The sequence below is a fragment of the Thalassotalea sp. SU-HH00458 genome, from assembly GCF_040362795.1.
GTDB lineage: Bacteria > Pseudomonadota > Gammaproteobacteria > Enterobacterales > Alteromonadaceae > Thalassotalea_H > Thalassotalea_H castellviae.
Map to the genome: position 1 here is coordinate 82,940 of NZ_BAABWW010000008.1, position 17,411 is coordinate 100,350.

Genomic DNA, 17,411 nt, shown 5'->3' on the forward strand with positions numbered 1-17,411 from the left:
TTCAAGCGAATCATCATCACGCGTTAAGAAACAGCTTGTTTAATTTTTTTCACAATTGCTAGTAAGCCATTGCCACGTGAAGGGCTTAAATGCTGAATAAGCCCTAATTCTTGAAAGTATTGGTCAATATCAAAAGCTAAAATTTGTTCTGCTGATTTATTATTAAATGCCGCTAAAACGATCACCATTAAGCCACGAATAATCTTTGCATCACTATCAGCAGAAAACGTAAAAACTCCCGTTGATGACGGAATAACCGTTAACCACGCAGCACTTTCACAACCGGTAATTAATGTTTCATCTGTTCGCAACTCTTTTGACATTCGAGGTAAAGTTTTTCCTAACAACATAATTTCACGGTGCTTAGCATCCCAACTTTTCACTTGCGTAAATTTATCTAATAAAAGCTGTGTTTCATTCTCTTTCGTCTTTAATTTATTGACGCAAATCATATTATCCGTATCCGACGTTATGCCTATATAACGTTTTAGCGACGCAATAAAGTAGTCAATTTCGGCTAGCGAATTATAAGACGCTAATGACACACGAATACAACCAGGTACAGATAAAAACTCCATTAGAGGCATAGCACAGTGGTGCCCTACTCGCACAGCAATCCCCTCGGCATCTAAATAACTTCCGATGTCTTTTTGATGGTGACCGGCAATAATAAATGAAAACAAGGGAATATCAGGTTTTCCTTCGGCTAAAAGTTGCACTTCTTCGATCAAAGATAATTGCTGATAACAATAATCGTTTAAATTTTGTTTATGTTCATCAGCTTGATTCAAGGCAAATTGATGAATAAAATCAATGGCTGATGAAAAGGCGATAACTCCTGCAATATTAGGAGTTCCCGCTTCAAACTTAAACGGTAATTCATGGAAACTAGTGCCGGTAAAACTGACACTTTTAATCATTTCTCCACCCGTTTGGTAAACAGGCATCGCATTTAATACTTCGGCTTTGCCGTATAAAACACCGACACCTGTGGGGCCATACATTTTATGTGCTGAAAACACATAAAAGTCGCAATCTAGCTTTTGTACATTCACAGGAATATTTGCAATAGCTTGCGCGCCATCAATTAAGGTTTTAGCACCAACCGTTTTGGCACATGCGATGATCTTTTCTAAAGGGTTAATTTTGCCAATCACATTTGAAATATGCGAACAACAGACTAATTTGGTGTTTTTGGTGATAATTCGAGTAATTTTATCAACGTCAATTTTACCGGTTTTATCAAGCGGGAGAACCTTTATCTTAGCCCCTGTTTTTTCAGCAACCATTTGCCAAGGTACTATATTGGCATGGTGTTCGGCATAAGATAAAACGATCTCATCGTCACAAGTAAGGTTATTCATGCCCCAAGATTGGGCAACTAAATTAATGCTTTCAGTGGTACCTTTTGTCCAAATGATTTCATGGGCATGCCTTGCATGAAGTAAATGCTGAACGTTAATGCGAGCTGATTCAAAAGCACTCGTTGCTTGTGCACTTAATTGGTGAGCGGCTCGATGAACATTGGCATTGAATTGTTGATAATATTCTTTTTCTGTTTTTATCACGATCTCAGGTTTCTGGGTCGTGGCTCCATTATCAAAATATACCAATGCTTTTTCGTTTACTTTTTCGAAAAGTATTGGGAAATTAGCTCTAAAATTTACTAGCTCAATGGAATTCATAAGAGATAAAAAAAAATATTAAAAAATAATATTCAATTATATCCTAATTAATTCAATGAGATCTGTTTAAAACGCCTTTTATTCCCATATTTATATTGGGTGTATCCACATTTGATCGTCTATAATAGTGCTAACGTAATAACGAGGTGAGATGTATGGCCTTATTTTCATGGTTTAACGGTAGTAAAAAAGCCACGTCCTTAACAGTTAAAAATGATCATATTGACGAAAAAATATCTTCATTTAATGCCAGCACCATGTGGCCAACCGCTAAGGTAAGAAGAAATATCATTGTTAAACAACAGCAAATGATAGATGCGATCAAAAACAAAGAAACCACAATTCCACCCTCCTCTCATACTGAGGCAGAAGAAAGCACTAATCGCTAGATTTTAATGCGCGCGATTTAGTGCTTTTTCTATATTTCGATGAAAGCTTGGCATTAAAAATTTTCGAGTTTCTTTTTCTAATAAGCGTTGATATAGCGCAGGAAATTTCAGTTCGAAATAATTCAACGATGTACGTTTAGTAAGCGGCTTATAGGCTTGTATATTATTGGTGAGATCAGATGAAGCTTTTTGACAAGTATCACTTTTAAATACGCCTACTTCACCCTGAAAAGCTTTTGGTGTTCCAAGTAACCATGCGTTGTCTTGTTTGGTTAATATTGGCGTTTCACTTTTTATAAAAGCGCGCCAAGGCAATTGCATTAATACTTTATTACGAATTTCCTGTTTATCGCCATGGTATACTTTTGGTAGCACTGCGATATTGTGTGCGAACGTTTTATCCTGTGGTTTTAAACAACGACTATGATTTTTAGGTAAACTGTATTCATCAATAAACCCCAACAAATGAGCGAGTTCATGCGCAAATACAGCCACCGTATCTTTATTATCTAAATATAAAATCCCGTTATGAACTTTCGCTCCACCATTAGGCACCATCACACCAATATAGCGTGTATCTATCTGATTTTTATAAGAATGCCAAACCGCTTCATTACAAGTAATCGCTTCATCCTTATCATGGCTACAGCCAAGCGTCGGTAAAGGAATATACCTTGCCGGTGTAAAACAAATATATTTTGACAGAGGACGCAGTTTCACTTGCTTAATTAATCCGGTGATATAACGCAGGTCATGTAGGTTAGTGGCATAAAATTGTAAACTGGTCTCACAAGCTTTTATCTCACTTGCAGGAAAATCAACATCGCTTAAATGCTTATGCGTAGCAATATTATGCTCTAGTTTATCTTGAGTAAAAACCTGATACTTGTTCAATTCATCAAGTAAGTCATGATGTTGATTTAACTGGGATAGTTCAGCCGTAAAATGAGTTGCTTCGACTATATCTCCCTCCAACAAAGCAATATGAATTAATAACACTAAACTACTTTCAATGCTGTCATTCGCTTTTACCGATAAAATAGGAGTTAAAACCGCTTTAGCTTGTTGATAATTTTGTTGTTGATAATACAGTGACGCTAAAGTATGCCTCGCGTTATCTAGGCCATACTTAATGGCTTGTTGATACCAAAATATTGCTTTGACTCGTTTTTTTTCTTTCAAATAGTAGTCTGCAATTTCTATGGTAAGTTGTGGTGATTCATCAAGCAAAGCAACAGAGTTTTTCAACCAAACAGCCGAGCCTACAATGGCATTTCTACGCTGATGATGAAAATAAGCAGATAACGTTAATGATTTACTTACTGACAAAACGGCCTTATTTTGCGTATCGTGATCTAATAAATACGTTAAAAACCTCGGTAAAAAAAATGAGCTTACTGTTATAAATAACACTAAACTCATTAAATAGAACCATTGCTTAGTCATGCTTTTGCACACTCACTAATTGGTTACAGGCTCTTGTAGCACTTCTTGACGCATTAAATCTAATTCTAACTTTGCATATCGATGCTCTACAAATTCATAAACATTAGTACTTAAGGCTAATTTATAAAAATTTGCTGCAGCACGTCTATTGCCTTTTAGTAAGCTTAATTTTCCTAAATAAAAATATGCTTCACATAAACGTTCACTAAACTCTTTATTCGAGCGTACATTGACTGTGATATCTTGTAGAAATTTAGCTTGATCGATTTCACCACTATATAAGTTAACAATACTTTTTGCCCACACATCGTCTGATATATTGTTAGCACGTTGTTGAAGTTTTTTTAATGCATCTTCACTATCAACATCTTGTTCTATTAAGTAAAGCCATAACAAACGATAAGGGTCTGTGACTTTTTGCTGATAAAACAAAGCTAAGTCATCTACAGCTAATAACGAACGTTCGCCATAATATAACGCTATGCCACGGTTTAAATGAGCATATTCATGATCAGGTTCAAGATCTAAAGCAGAATCAAACGCTTCATACGCTTCATCAAATTCTTGTAATTGCGTGTAATGAATGCCCAAAAAGTTATAGGCATCAACCATGTCAGGTTTTAAATGCAAAGCACGGTTGAAATCTAATCGAGCCAAAGAACGCAAACCGACACTATCGTAAATCACGCCTCTATCATAAAAAAGTTGAGCACGTTGCTCATCGGTCACTTCCGCCCTTTGAATAACTTCCGTTAAACGCGCAAGTGCCACTTCACTTTTATAATTAACAGGGAGAGGTTCGGCAATTACTAACTGATTAATCATCGATTGAGATTTTTGCCCTGTTAAACTACAGCCCTGAACAAGAATAACGGTGATAATAACAAGTGACTTAAATAATAATTTCACGAAAAAATATAAACCTTAAAATGAATAACCCATCGATTATACCTCAGCACTTTAAAATTGCGAGATGCAACACCGGATATATTCATGCATTTACACTGCTTTTTTAGAATATTTCAAAAAAATAGTGCTGCTTAAAGACAACCTAAAGTACAGCACAAAAAAAACCAGTGACGAATCACTGGTTTTTAGGGGATTTTTAGCGTTTATGTTCAGCGCTAAAGATGATTACTCAGCGGCAGGCGTTTCTTCGCTTTCTGCTGGAGTAGCCGATTCAGCTGGCTTTTCAATCGCTTCTTTAATACTTAAACGTACACGGCCTTGACGGTCAACTTCAAGTACTTTAACAGTAACTTCTTGACCTTCAGACAATACGTCAGTAACAGCATTCACACGTTCTTCAGAGATTTGAGAAATGTGAACTAAACCGTCTTTACCCGGAAGTACATTAACAAAAGCACCAAAATCAACGATACGTACCACTTTACCTTGGTAAATAGTCCCTACTTCAATTTCAGCGGTTAATGCAGTAATGCGTGCGATTGCATCTTTTGCTTGTTCGCCGTCAGTTGCAGCAATTTTAACCGTACCATCGTCTTCAATTTCAATGGTTGTGCCTGTTTCTTCGGTAAGTTGACGAATCGTAGCGCCACCTTTACCGATAATGTCACGGATTTTATCTTGATTTACTTTCATCGTATGAATACGAGGTGCAAATTCAGAAATCTCTTCACGGTGAGCATTAATTGCTTCGTCCATCACGCTTAAAATGTGAGTACGAGCAGCACGCGCTTGATTTAATGCAATTTGCATAATTTCTTGCGTGATACCTTCAATTTTAATATCCATCTGAAGTGCAGTAATACCTTCAGTTGTACCCGCTACTTTAAAGTCCATATCACCTAAGTGATCTTCATCACCTAAAATGTCAGAAAGAACAACGAAGTCATCACCTTCTTTAACGAGGCCCATGGCAATACCAGCAACAGAAGACTTAATTGGTACACCAGCATCCATCAATGCTAATGAAGTACCACAAACAGAAGCCATTGAAGATGAACCGTTTGATTCTGTAATTTCAGAAACAACACGAACGGCATACGGGAATTCTTCAGCAGAAGGCATAACCGCTAACATACCGCGTTTCGCTAAACGACCGTGACCAATTTCACGACGCTTTGGAGAGCCAACAAAACCAGTTTCACCAACACAGTATGGAGGGAAGTTATAGTGCAACATAAAGTTGTCAGTTTTTTCACCCATAATAGTGTCTAAACGTTGTGCGTCACGCTGTGTACCTAAAGTAGCTGTCACTAATGCTTGCGTTTCACCACGTGTAAATACAGCAGAACCGTGAGTTCTTGGTAAAACACCTGTCATTACGTCTAACGCACGGATCATTTCAGGATCACGACCATCAATACGTGGTGAACCTTGTGTGATACGACCACGAACAACAGTTTTCTCTAAGTCATGGAACAAGTCTTTTGCTTCTTGTACGTTTAATTCTTCGTCAGCTTCTAATAACTGCTCGATAACAGCATTGCGAATTTCAGCAATTTTTTCGTAACGTACTGCTTTTTCAGTAATTTGGTAAGCTTCGTTAACTTGAGCTTCTGAAAGCTCAGCAATTTTAGCTACTAACTCAGCATTTTTAACTGGCGCTTCCCATTCCCATTTAGCATTACCAACTTCTTCAGCCATTTCTTTAATTGCTGTGATAGCTGTTTGCATTTGCTCGTGACCGTATACAACAGCACCAAGCATTACTTCTTCAGAAAGAACGTCAGCTTCAGACTCAACCATTAATACCGCTGAATCAGTACCAGAAACGACTAAGTCTAATTGAGACGTTTCTAATTCAGACTGTAATGGGTTAAGTAAATATTTACCGTCAGAGTAACCAACGCGAGCCGCACCAACTGGACCACTAAATGGCATACCAGAAATAGCTAATGCCGCAGAAGTACCTAATAATGAGATGATGTCTGGAGAAATTTCAGGGTTAGCTGAAACAACAGTAATAATGACTTGAACTTCGTTAGTAAACCCTTCTGGGAATAATGGACGAATTGGACGGTCAATTAAACGTGCGATTAACGTTTCTTCTTCAGAAGGACGACCTTCACGCTTGAAAAAACCACCTGGAATTTTACCCGCTGCATAAGTACGTTCTTGATAGTTAACTGTTAAAGGGAAAAAGTCTTGCCCTTCTTTTGCTTCTTTTTTACCAACAACAGACACTAATACTGACGTATCGTCCATGCTAGCCATAACAGCACACGTTGCTTGACGTGCGATTGCACCGGTTTCTAAAGTTACGGTATGGTTACCGAACTCAAATGTTTTTGTAACAGTATTGAACATTTAATGTTCCTTATATTTTGATTTTTCTAAAAATTAATCAATCTGTACAATTATTTATTCACTAAAAGCCAACAAGGTGTAACGCTTAAAGTTGAACAAAAAATTATACAGTTTGATTGATTAGCTCAATTTTTATTTCGCGAATAGATAAAACGCGTTTAATCGGTTCACTTAACAAAATTTTGCACGCACATTATACGCACACCATAGGTTATTACTAGCATTTATCTGCAAGAAAATTGGTAATTTTTGAAAAATAGCGCCTTCTTTTCATCTAATTATTGTTAATGGCTGGCAGAACAAAGGCTAAGCGAAATCACTTTAATAATTCCACCGAGTAAGTTAATGTGCATTACCAGAATAATTTAACGTGTAATATTCGTTATTCTTTACTTAGTTATTGAAACATCGACAAATTTTATCCATGAAAAAAAACATTTACCTAGTAAATATGCCCTATTCTTCGCTCACTCATCCTTCGCTAGCGTTAGGGCTTATTGAAAAATATATTTTAGCTTATGGTCATCAATCGGAGGTGATTTACGCCAATTTAGCATTTGCCAAGATCATTGGCTTAGCTCAATACGATGTTATCGATAGTTCCTATTTCGAACAATTAATTGGGGAATGGACTTTTTCTCGCGCCGCTTTTCCAGAAAAAATACCGCTAGACCATGAGTTTTTTGCTTTATTCTCTGACATCACTCCTACACTAATCGAACAACTTAAACAGGTAAGAGAAGAAGCCGAACTTTATATCAAAAATTTAAGTCAAGAAATTATCCAACATCAACCAAAAATTGTTGCATGTACTTCCACGTTTCAACAAAACTGCGCGTCATTAGCGCTACTTCGTGAAATAAAAAAACAATCACCAAGTACAATAACCATATTAGGCGGAGCAAATTGCGAAAGCATTATGGGGCAAACCATTAGCGAAAACTTCAACTGGGTTGATTATGTTTTCTCTGGTGAGTGTGACGCAGTTATTGGCGAATTTGTTGATAAAATAATGAATGATGAACCGATAGGCGTGCATAACCTACCTCATGGTTTTATTGCCCAAGGCCATAGTGACTTATTAATTACTCAATCAGCGAAAAACAACACCCCTCCCCGCGGTTTTATCCAAGATATGAGTCAGGTAGGTGTGCCTATTTATGATAGTTATTTTCAATCACTCTCAGATCTGAATTTAAGTGACAATATTTCAGCGGGTTTATTGATCGAAACCTCCCGTGGTTGTTGGTGGGGAGCAAAAAAACATTGCACATTCTGTGGATTAAACGGTGTTAGCATGGAGCATCGTGCGAAGAAACCAGAAGACGTATTAGCAGAATTTGAGCAACTTTCTTCTACTTATCACAATAACAAATTTGAAGTTGTTGATAATATTTTACCAATGGAATACATGAAAACGGTACTGCCTGAACTCAGTAAAAATCAAGACTACAACATTTTTTATGAAACTAAATCGAATTTAAAAAAAGAACATATCGAACAATTAGCTAACTCAGGTATAAACTGGATCCAGCCAGGTTTCGAGAGCTTGCATGATGGTTTTCTCAAACTCATCGATAAAGGTGTTACCGGCATACAAAACATTTCAGCATTAAAATACTGCAGAAACTCAGGGATTGTGGTGATATGGAACTTATTGTTTGCAGCCCCATTTGAAGAAGCAGATTGGTATGATGAAATGGCTGAAATTCTGCCATTAATTTCTCATCTACAGCCACCGAATAAAGAGTTATGCCAAATACGCTTCCCGCGGTTTAGTCCCTATTTTAAAACGCCCGAAAAATATGGCTTAATATTAGAACCTTTAAAAAGTTATCAATATATTTATCCATTAGAAGGGAAAGAACTATTTGATATAGCGTACTTTTTTGATCATATTTCAACAAAAACAACTAAAGTATTTCATTTGTCTGAGAAACCAAATCATGTAATTCCTGCGCATCAACGATTACAAGAACAGTTAAACGATTGGGTAAACCAATGGCAACAATCTTCAATGCCATTACTGTATATGAGTGACCAAGGTGATAAGTTAGTTATAATAGATACCAGAAAAGTTGCCACTAATTTCACTCACCAATTAACGGGAATGAGTGCGGATATTTACCGCTTATGCCAAGAGCCTATCACGAAAAATCGACTGTTGAAAAAACTGGAAGCCAAGGGAAAAGTTGATTGTCTAGAGCAAATTGAAAGCAACTTAACGTCATTAATCAACGATAAGCTATTATTATCGTTAAGTAACTGCTATTTATCGTTAGCTTTAATGGGTAATACGCCAGCGTTACCTGATTATAAAAATAGACCAGCAGGACACTTAAATATCTCAACGCATTAATCTTATAATTTTAATGGTTATACTGAAACAACCTTTCACTCAGCAATTTTATGTACGCTAATCATGAGTTAAACACCAATAACTAAAAGTATTGTCTTGTGTTTTACCATTTAAAGGATAGCCACTAGTGAAAAATTCATACGGCATATAGCAATAACCTTTATCACCAAACTCATCACCCCAAGAGTTTCTCACGATAAACACTTTTTTGTCGTCATCATAACCAACCGCGAGTAAAGCGTGTCCGCCAAGTCGCGCCTCAGTAGGACAAGGCATAGTCATTACACCATCTTCACCAATGGCATAAAAACTTTTCGGCACGTTCATGCCAAATATAACTGGTAAACCTTTTGATAACGCTAACCTTAATTCAGTTAAATCATCTTCTTCGTTCAGTTTACAATAGCGATTTATAATGTGTTTTTTTGCTTGCGTGATTGCCGCTTTAGAAGGTTTTTCTTTAATTGCCGCTTGAATATCTGCTTGATGCTCTGTCATCACGCGAGATAATTCTTGTTGTATTTCTGCCATTGAACCATTTGCTACAACAGTTTTTAAACTTTCTGGTAACATCATTTCAGGATATGGCCAAGATTTTTCAGAACAAATACCGTGTTTAAATAAAGACTTAATGCCATTGCGGATATAAACAGGTGCATTAATATCAACTTTATCTTCCAATACACGTTCATTGTAATAAACAAACATTTGTGAGGCATCTATATTACTGGCATTTTCATCGATAAAGGGTTGGCTTTTTTTTATTAAATATAACTCTGATGCAACCGCAATGGCACAGGCAGAACATGAATTTAACAAACCTTGGTTAATGATTTCTGAAGTAAGTTGTGACCTTAAATCAACTTTATTTAAGATGTATGAGGCGATTTCTTCTTTTACTTTATTCTGACAATCTATATCACAAAAATAAGAAGATTTAGCGCCATGAATATCACAAAAATTATGATCTCTATCATCATGGGGATCAGGCAATAACGTTCTTTGATGGACTATTTCCATGTTATGTTTATCCATTGTTTAAATTTATCCAAAAAAAAGAGCATAAAATGCTCTTTTTAAATCATAAGTAAACTATGCTGTAGCTTTATTATTAACCGGTGCTACTTTACAAACATCTTCCATTACTAACGCAATATAACGATAAGACTGAAATGCACTCATCTCAATAATTTTATAATGTTCTTCAGTCAGTGGTAATGAATTTAAGGTAGTAATAATGTCTTCTTTATGTCCAATATCAACCGTAGCATGCAGTAACATTGCGGTAAAACACTCTCGTGGTTTCCCAGAAATGCTAATTAAATTTTCTACGTATTCTACGGTAGGGTGATTAACTTCCGTGGCACATAAATACCCCATAAACGCGACAGGATGATGTCGAATCAGATGATATTGAGAACCTAAAAGAGCAGAGATATTCCCAGGAGGAATTCTTTCAAGTGCTTGCTCTTTAGTACCTCCTAATCGGATAAAGTCCTCTAATGCAATACGATCGTGCCCTTGTTCTTCTGGTATATGCTTTTCCATATACGGAATTAACAATTTTGCAATAGGATCATGAGGTAACAACTTAGCACAACGAATAGTTTCTGTGAGCAATGGGATTGTAGAGCTTGAAACACAGTAATTAATATAAGCTTGTTCTCTCACCACTTCAGGAAAACAAGCTAACTGTAAGCTTTTTTCGCTAACTAAAGAGCACCTTGATTTAAATAGTTTAATACTATTTTGCAAACGCTCAAAGTGACTTAATCGTAGTTTTTTTTCAAACATTAAAAGAAAATGCCTACAGGATTATCATTATCTTTATTTACATTTTTATGGATAGATTTTATTTGTTCGATTTCTTCTGCTGATAAACTATCTATTGCATTGACATGCTCATCACTTAGTTCAGCCTTATTTACTACGCCTTCCTCATGTAAATGTTCAGTATTGCTTTTATTATTTGACATGTGCTTTCCTTAGAAAATTAAATAAATGATTTATAACCAGTTGCTTTAAATAAGTTAATTAAAAATAACGATGATTTAAACAACCGATACAGAATAGTTTTTATATTAAAATAATGTCAAGTGTTTATTAATTATGTGTTGCTTAAATAATAACTTGTCGAAATATAGGATTAACTTTAAGCTACGCTTGGTAGCTAACTCACTAATTAGATTAAAACCGAAAGGCTGTTCAATGCACTTAAAATTAATGCTATTCGCAATACTCTGTCTAAATTTATTTGTAATGCCTTTATTCGCAAAAGATTTTTATGTTGAACACTACGATAGAGACCAAGGATTATCTCAAGCATCAGTACAAACAATGCTCATAGATGAACAAGGTTTTTTGTGGGTTGGTACAGGAGATGGTTTGAATCGATTTGATGGTTATAACTTCACTGTTTACAAAAGTGATTCTGAAATAACGAATACTCTGTCAAATAGCCACATTAAGTCTTTACTTGAAGATGAATTCCATAATATTTGGGTTGGTACAATATCTGGCTTGAACCGTTTTAATAGAAAAACGAATGATTTTATCACCTATAACCATAGTCCATCTGATCACAATAGTTTAAGTAACAATGTGATCAATAGCATGGTTCTTGACCATCAAGCGACCATGTGGATTGGCACGGAGAAAGGATTAAATCGCTTTGATGGAACTAATTTTACACGCTACTTCCCTAATTCAACCATTTTAGCATTACAAATTGATCAACAAAATAACTTATGGGTCGCGACAAAAAACGAAGGACTGTTAAAATTAAACCTAACAACACTTCAAGCTACTCCTATCATCAATAATAACAATATTAATACGCTAGCCATTCATGATCAAAAATTGTGGATAGGAACAAAAAGTGGCATTCTTTTATACGATTTAAACAACAATTTAATGCTCAACAATGATGAACGATTAAATTTATTTACCTATAAGCACATCAATAGCTTTTTATTTACTAACGATGAACTTTGGGTAGGAACACAAACAAAAGGAGTGATTAGATATAATCTAATCACTGATGATTTTCAGTTAATTCAAGCCAATGATGCCAACCCAAACAGCTTAGGTCATAATCAAATTACAGCCATTATTGCTGATAAATCAAGCAACATTTGGATTGGCAATTATGTTTATGGTTTGGATAAATATGAATTAAATAATGAGCAATTTAATCATATCAATCAGGAAAAAGGCAACAAAAACTCATTAAGCAGCAATACGGTGATGGGATTTGCGTCGCTACCTGATGATACATTTTTATTAAGTACTTATGATGCTGGGTTAAACTTATTTAACAAAAAAAATGGTACATATACCCATTTCAAACATCAACCAATTAACCCTAACAGTATTAGCTCAAATGGTATTGCTAAACTTTTGTTAGATGAAAACAATGGCGTTTGGATTGGAACAGTTAATGCTGGCTTAGAACTTCTCGACATAAAAAACCATACTTTTGCACATTTTAACCATCAAGCGGATAACCCCAACAGTATAAGCCACCCAGCCGTTTTAGATATTATCCAACAAGATGAAAATACCTTATGGTTAGGGACCTGGGGAGGCGGATTAAATCGCTTTGATATTCAAGAAAACACTTTTCAACATTTTAAACATGATCCTCAAAATGAAAACTCATTATCAGATGACAACATCTGGGCCATATATCAAGATATGGAAAGTAATTTGTGGATTGGCACACAAAATGGGGGATTAAATAAATATAACCTTGAATCTAAACAATTTACTCATTATAAATTTAATAAAGACAATAAAAATACAATATCCAGTAATTTTATTGTTGATATTCATGAAGATAAAAACAATATCCTTTGGATAGGAACTTTTTCAGGACTCAATAAATTCGACCCAAAAACCGAAACGTTTACCGTTTATAAAGAAAAAGATGGCTTACCAAATGATGTGATCTATACCATATTAGAAGATAATCAAGGTTTTTTATGGCTCAGTACCAATAATGGATTATCAAAATTTGATCCGGCAAATGAAACCTTTAAAAATTACGACGAAAGTGACGGCATTCAATCAAAGGAGTTTGCTTCCTTTTCTGCTTACAAAAGCAAATCAGGCGAATTGTTTTTTGGAGGTGTAAACGGTTACAACCATTTTTATCCTGAAAATATTGTCGATGATACTACCCCGCCGAAAGTGGTTTTGACTGACTTTCTTGTACATAACGAGCCAGTCGTTTTATCACAAAACAAAACCAATAAAGATACCTTCACAATTGACTCGGTGATTAATGAACTTGAAGAGTTAACGTTGACCTACAACGAAAAACTGGTTTCATTTGAGTTTGCTGCCCTTCACTTTTCAGAGCCAATGAATAATCAGTATGCTTATATGTTACAGGGCTTTGATGATGAATGGATTTATACTGACGCTAAAAACCGTCGTGCTACCTATACCAATTTGCCCGCAGGTCATTATATTTTAAAAGTAAAAGCAAGTAATGGTGACGGATATTGGAATGAACAAGGCAAGTCATTAACCGTACACGTGTTACCACCACTTTGGCAAACTTGGTGGGCTTATTCGATATATCTATGCTTATTTGTTGGATTAATTGGTTATATTTTGTATCGCCAAAACTATCAACGTTTAAAAGAACAAGCCATCAATGTGCGGTTAACCCGCGCCGATAAATTAAAGGACGAATTTTTAGCCAATACCTCCCATGAGCTACGTACGCCGTTAAATGGCATAATAGGTTTAGCAGAGTCTTTAATTGATGGCGTTGCTGGTCAATTACCTGAAAATGCCAATAAAAATTTAGCAATGATTGTGGCTAGTGGTAAACGACTATCGCACCTAGTGAATGACATTCTTGATTTTTCAAAAATGAAAAATCAAAACCTTAAACTCAATACTAGTGGGGTTGAACTACACAGTTTAACCGATGTGGTATTAACCGTATCAACCCCTTTAATTGGTGACAAACCAATCGTCTTAAAAAATAACGTTGTCAATACATTGCCGCTAGTCAATGCTGATGAAAATCGATTAGAGCAAATTCTGTATAACCTGATAGGTAACGCCATTAAATTTACTGAACAAGGTGAAGTAACTGTTGATGCAGAATTAAGTGGCAAGCATATCAAAATTTCGGTGACTGATACCGGTATCGGAATTGCGCAAGATAAGTTATCGGTAATATTTAATTCATTTGAACAATTACAAGGTCATAGCCAACGTCATCAAAGTGGTACTGGCTTAGGTTTAGCCGTTACCAAACAATTGGTTGAATTACATGATGGCTCAATATCTGTTACTTCAACTGAAAATAAAGGTAGTTGTTTTACCTTTACTTTACCGATAAATGCCGACCAAATTACCGATGTTACTAACGTAGTTAAATCAGCAAACCAACAAAAGCTGAATCGCTTACAACATTTAGACAGTGAAATTGAGTACATCACTGTAAGCGAGCAGGAACTTAATCAAGATAAAGACGTTCCTATTGATCATCAAAAATTTCATATCTTAGTCGTTGATGATGACCCTATTAACAGACAGGTTTTGTTGAACCATCTAAACCTTTTAGGTTATCAACTTTCTGAAGCCTCGAGTGGCAGCCAAGCACTAGCAATGATTGACCAAGCCGCTGAACAACAGGCTCAACAAAGCAGCTCAGCAGAAACACGACCATATGATTTAATTTTGCTTGATGTGATGATGCCGCAAATGTCTGGTTATGAAGTGTGTAAAACATTACGAAAATCGTTTTCCGTTAACGAACTTCCCGTCATATTTTTAACCGCCAAAAACCAAGTCATTGACCTAGTTGAAAGTTTTGCTGTTGGTGGTAATGACTATTTAAGTAAACCAATTTCAAAGCATGAACTACTCTCGCGGGTAGAAAACCATTTAAGCTTACTCGACATTAATCGAAATTTAGAATTTCAAGTAGCAAATCGTACCTCAGAGCTAGAAAAAGCAACAAAAGCGAAAAGTGAATTTTTAGCGAAAATGAGTCATGAAATTCGTACGCCGATGAACGCCATTATAGGATTAAGTCATTTAACGTTAAAAACTAAACTCGATAATCATCAAAAAGATTTAGTACAAAAAACTCAAGATGCTTCTCAAGCCCTTCTCGGCTTAATCAATGATATTTTGGATTTCTCTAAAATTGAAGCCGGCAAAATGACCATAGAATCTGTGGTGATGAATATTGAAGGTTTATTGAAAAAAACCGCCAACATTTGTGCTTTAAAAGCACATAGCAAAGGTTTAGAGTTAATTGTTAAAACCGCACCAAATCTGCCAAAACAAATTAAATCTGACCCGATACGTTTGCAACAAATATTAGTCAATTTAGTAACCAATGCCGTTAAGTTTACTGAAAAAGGACACGTGTTAATTGAAGTAAAATTAAACGAACAAGATCCAAATAAAATAGAATTTAATGTTGCCGATACTGGTATTGGTTTAAGTGAAGACTCAATCGAACACCTATTTCAGTCATTCAACCAAGCAGATGACACTATCACGCGTAAATTTGGCGGAACCGGTTTAGGGCTTTCAATTTGTAAACAACTTACTGAATTAATGAATGGTGATATTTGGGTAAAAAGTGAATTAGGCCAAGGAAGCACTTTTGGCTTTACGGTTAATTTTGAAGAAGTGGAACAAAGTGAATTAATTAAAGCCAACAGTGTGATGATTGAAGGCGTTAATGTATTAGTCGTAGATGACAATCCTCTATGTTTAAATGTCATTGTAGATTTACTCGAACAATTTGGCTGTAAAATTACCACAGCTAATGATGCAGAATCCGCCTTAGAATTCATTAATAGTGCCGTGATTTTAGAGCAACCTTTCGACTTAGTGATCACCGATTGGCGCATGCCAAAAATGGACGGTATTGAGCTTGCCCATGCTATTAATCAAAATATTCAGCAACAAAGTTTACCGGCAGTATTAATGGTCACAGCGTTCGATAAAAGCGATGCTATTTCGCTATCGCAAGCTGCGGGGATCAATGGCTACTTAGAAAAACCTGTTGATGCCTCGGTATTATTGAACGCGATGATGGATGCATTAAAATTAGATAACCTTAATAAACAATCTCAAACGCTACAAAATGGATTATTAGATTTATCTCACGCTGATATATTATTGGTGGAAGATAACGAATTAAACCAACAAGTAGTGTTAGGCTTTTTAGAAGAAACACACGCTAAAATTGACATTGCAGAAAACGGAAAAATAGCGTTAGATAAATTAGCTGAAAAAACATATGACATTGTTTTTATGGATTTACAAATGCCTGTAATGGATGGAATTACCGCCACACAAGAAATTCGCCGTCAAATAAAGTTTGCTAAATTACCGATAATTGCGATGACTGCACATGCGATGCAAGAAGAATTACAAAAATGTCTTGATGTTGGTATGAATGATTATTTCACTAAACCTATCGATCCTAATGCACTGTTTTTATTACTGTCAAAATGGTTAGTCAATGAGTCAAACAAGCAAAATCAAGGGGCTGAAAAGAAGATAAAGTCTTTGGAAAATGCAAAGCTATCAAACAGTCATAATGAAAATAATGCTATCCACAACAACAGTGCTGATAATTTTATTGTTGAATTATCAAAGCTAACTATTTTAGACGTCAATAATGCCATTAAAGCTATGGGCGGTAGAGCCCATATTTACAAACAATTAGTTATAGATTTTACTAAAAATTATAGCGATACCGTCGATAGTTTACGAGAGATATATCAACGCAAACACTATGATGAAGCTTTTAGGGTTGCTCACTCATTAAAATCCAATGCAAACTATATTGGAGCAACAACATTAACGAAACGAGCTACAGAATTAGAAGCACAATTAAAAAACAAGCCTGAGTCAGCTGATTTAATCATGGCTTCAACCTGCATTGAATTAAATAATGTTTTAATTGCGATAACATCTGTAACGAATGAAATAACACAAGAAGATCAGGTTGATACACAGTCAGAAATTTCCAATGTTGAATATTTCAATGGTCAATTAAAAGCATTACTTGTTGAAATTAAAGAATTAATAAATGATGAAAATGCCGAAGTAGAAGATTTATTACCAAGGTTAATATCGTTAACAAAAAATACTAAACATCAGACTATTGCTAAAAATATCGCTGATTCTATTGAAGATATTGAATACGAAGATGCACTTAACAATATTAAAGTGATATTTAATACCTTGTAGTTTCTTTGTTTAGAT

General features: G+C 35.5%; 10 protein-coding genes. 3 read left to right on the plus strand and 7 right to left on the minus strand.

Translation table 11 applies throughout. From position 1 onward, the window contains the following. Positions 1-23 precede the first annotated feature (23 nt). A complete protein-coding gene (locus ABXH06_RS13280) occupies positions 24-1,685 on the minus strand; it encodes a SufS family cysteine desulfurase (protein WP_353518539.1) in 1,662 nt (553 codons plus the stop codon). Positions 1,686-1,840: 155 nt separating this feature from the next. On the opposite strand from ABXH06_RS13280, the gene ABXH06_RS13285 reads away from it, so the two are divergent. Continuing rightward, a complete protein-coding gene (locus ABXH06_RS13285) occupies positions 1,841-2,074 on the plus strand; it encodes a hypothetical protein (RefSeq protein ID WP_311582748.1) in 234 nt (77 codons plus the stop codon). A 3-nt stretch (positions 2,075-2,077) separates the two neighbouring features. On the opposite strand, the gene ABXH06_RS13290 is transcribed toward ABXH06_RS13285, so the two are convergent. From ABXH06_RS13290 to pnp, 3 genes are all read right to left on the minus strand, one after another. Continuing rightward, complete coding sequence (locus ABXH06_RS13290) at positions 2,078-3,520, minus strand: hypothetical protein (RefSeq protein WP_311582745.1); 1,443 nt, start codon at positions 3,518-3,520, stop codon at positions 2,078-2,080. A gap of 15 nt (positions 3,521-3,535) precedes the next feature. Further along, positions 3,536-4,429, minus strand: coding sequence for a lipoprotein NlpI (nlpI, locus tag ABXH06_RS13295; RefSeq protein ID WP_311582742.1), 894 nt, complete (start codon positions 4,427-4,429; stop codon positions 3,536-3,538). 225 nt (positions 4,430-4,654) lie between these two features. Continuing rightward, positions 4,655-6,793, minus strand: a complete 2,139-nt coding sequence (gene pnp / locus ABXH06_RS13300) for a polyribonucleotide nucleotidyltransferase (protein WP_311582739.1) — start codon at positions 6,791-6,793, stop codon at positions 4,655-4,657. Positions 6,794-7,217: 424 nt separating this feature from the next. Between pnp and ABXH06_RS13305 the strand changes: the two genes are divergently transcribed. Continuing rightward, on the plus strand, positions 7,218-9,152 hold the full coding sequence (locus ABXH06_RS13305) for a RiPP maturation radical SAM C-methyltransferase (RefSeq protein ID WP_353518540.1): 1,935 nt from the start codon (positions 7,218-7,220) through the stop codon (positions 9,150-9,152). 57 nt (positions 9,153-9,209) lie between these two features. On the opposite strand, the gene ABXH06_RS13310 is transcribed toward ABXH06_RS13305, so the two are convergent. From ABXH06_RS13310 to ABXH06_RS13320, 3 genes are read right to left on the minus strand one after another with little or no spacing between them, the layout of a single operon-like run. Continuing rightward, the gene (locus ABXH06_RS13310) at positions 9,210-10,187 is read right to left on the minus strand and encodes a C1 family peptidase (protein ID WP_353518541.1); all 978 of its coding nucleotides are present in this window, start codon (positions 10,185-10,187) and stop codon (positions 9,210-9,212) included. A 57-nt stretch (positions 10,188-10,244) separates the two neighbouring features. After that, positions 10,245-10,946, minus strand: coding sequence for a heme oxygenase-like domain-containing protein (locus ABXH06_RS13315; RefSeq protein WP_353518542.1), 702 nt, complete (start codon positions 10,944-10,946; stop codon positions 10,245-10,247). Continuing rightward, entirely contained in the window at positions 10,946-11,128 is a 183-nt protein-coding gene (locus ABXH06_RS13320) for a hypothetical protein (RefSeq protein WP_353518543.1), read from the minus strand. The genes ABXH06_RS13315 and ABXH06_RS13320 overlap by 1 nt, the downstream gene beginning before the upstream one ends. 232 nt (positions 11,129-11,360) lie before the next feature. On the opposite strand from ABXH06_RS13320, the gene ABXH06_RS13325 reads away from it, so the two are divergent. Then, entirely contained in the window at positions 11,361-17,396 is a 6,036-nt protein-coding gene (locus ABXH06_RS13325; protein ID WP_353518544.1) for a response regulator, read from the plus strand. Positions 17,397-17,411 lie beyond the last annotated feature (15 nt).

Bases quoted from the DNA above. Each gene is read 5' to 3' on its own strand.
- ABXH06_RS13280 (WP_353518539.1), bottom strand. From the start codon at position 1,685: ATGAATTCCATTGAGCTAGTAAATTTTAGAGCTAATTTCCCAATACTT.
- ABXH06_RS13285 (WP_311582748.1), top strand. From the start codon at position 1,841: ATGGCCTTATTTTCATGGTTTAACGGTAGTAAAAAAGCCACGTCCTTA.
- ABXH06_RS13290 (WP_311582745.1), bottom strand. From the start codon at position 3,520: ATGACTAAGCAATGGTTCTATTTAATGAGTTTAGTGTTATTTATAACA.
- pnp (WP_311582739.1), bottom strand. From the start codon at position 6,793: ATGTTCAATACTGTTACAAAAACATTTGAGTTCGGTAACCATACCGTA.
- ABXH06_RS13305 (WP_353518540.1), top strand. From the start codon at position 7,218: ATGAAAAAAAACATTTACCTAGTAAATATGCCCTATTCTTCGCTCACT.
- ABXH06_RS13310 (WP_353518541.1), bottom strand. From the start codon at position 10,187: ATGGATAAACATAACATGGAAATAGTCCATCAAAGAACGTTATTGCCT.
- ABXH06_RS13315 (WP_353518542.1), bottom strand. From the start codon at position 10,946: ATGTTTGAAAAAAAACTACGATTAAGTCACTTTGAGCGTTTGCAAAAT.
- ABXH06_RS13320 (WP_353518543.1), bottom strand. From the start codon at position 11,128: ATGTCAAATAATAAAAGCAATACTGAACATTTACATGAGGAAGGCGTA.
- ABXH06_RS13325 (WP_353518544.1), top strand. From the start codon at position 11,361: ATGCACTTAAAATTAATGCTATTCGCAATACTCTGTCTAAATTTATTT.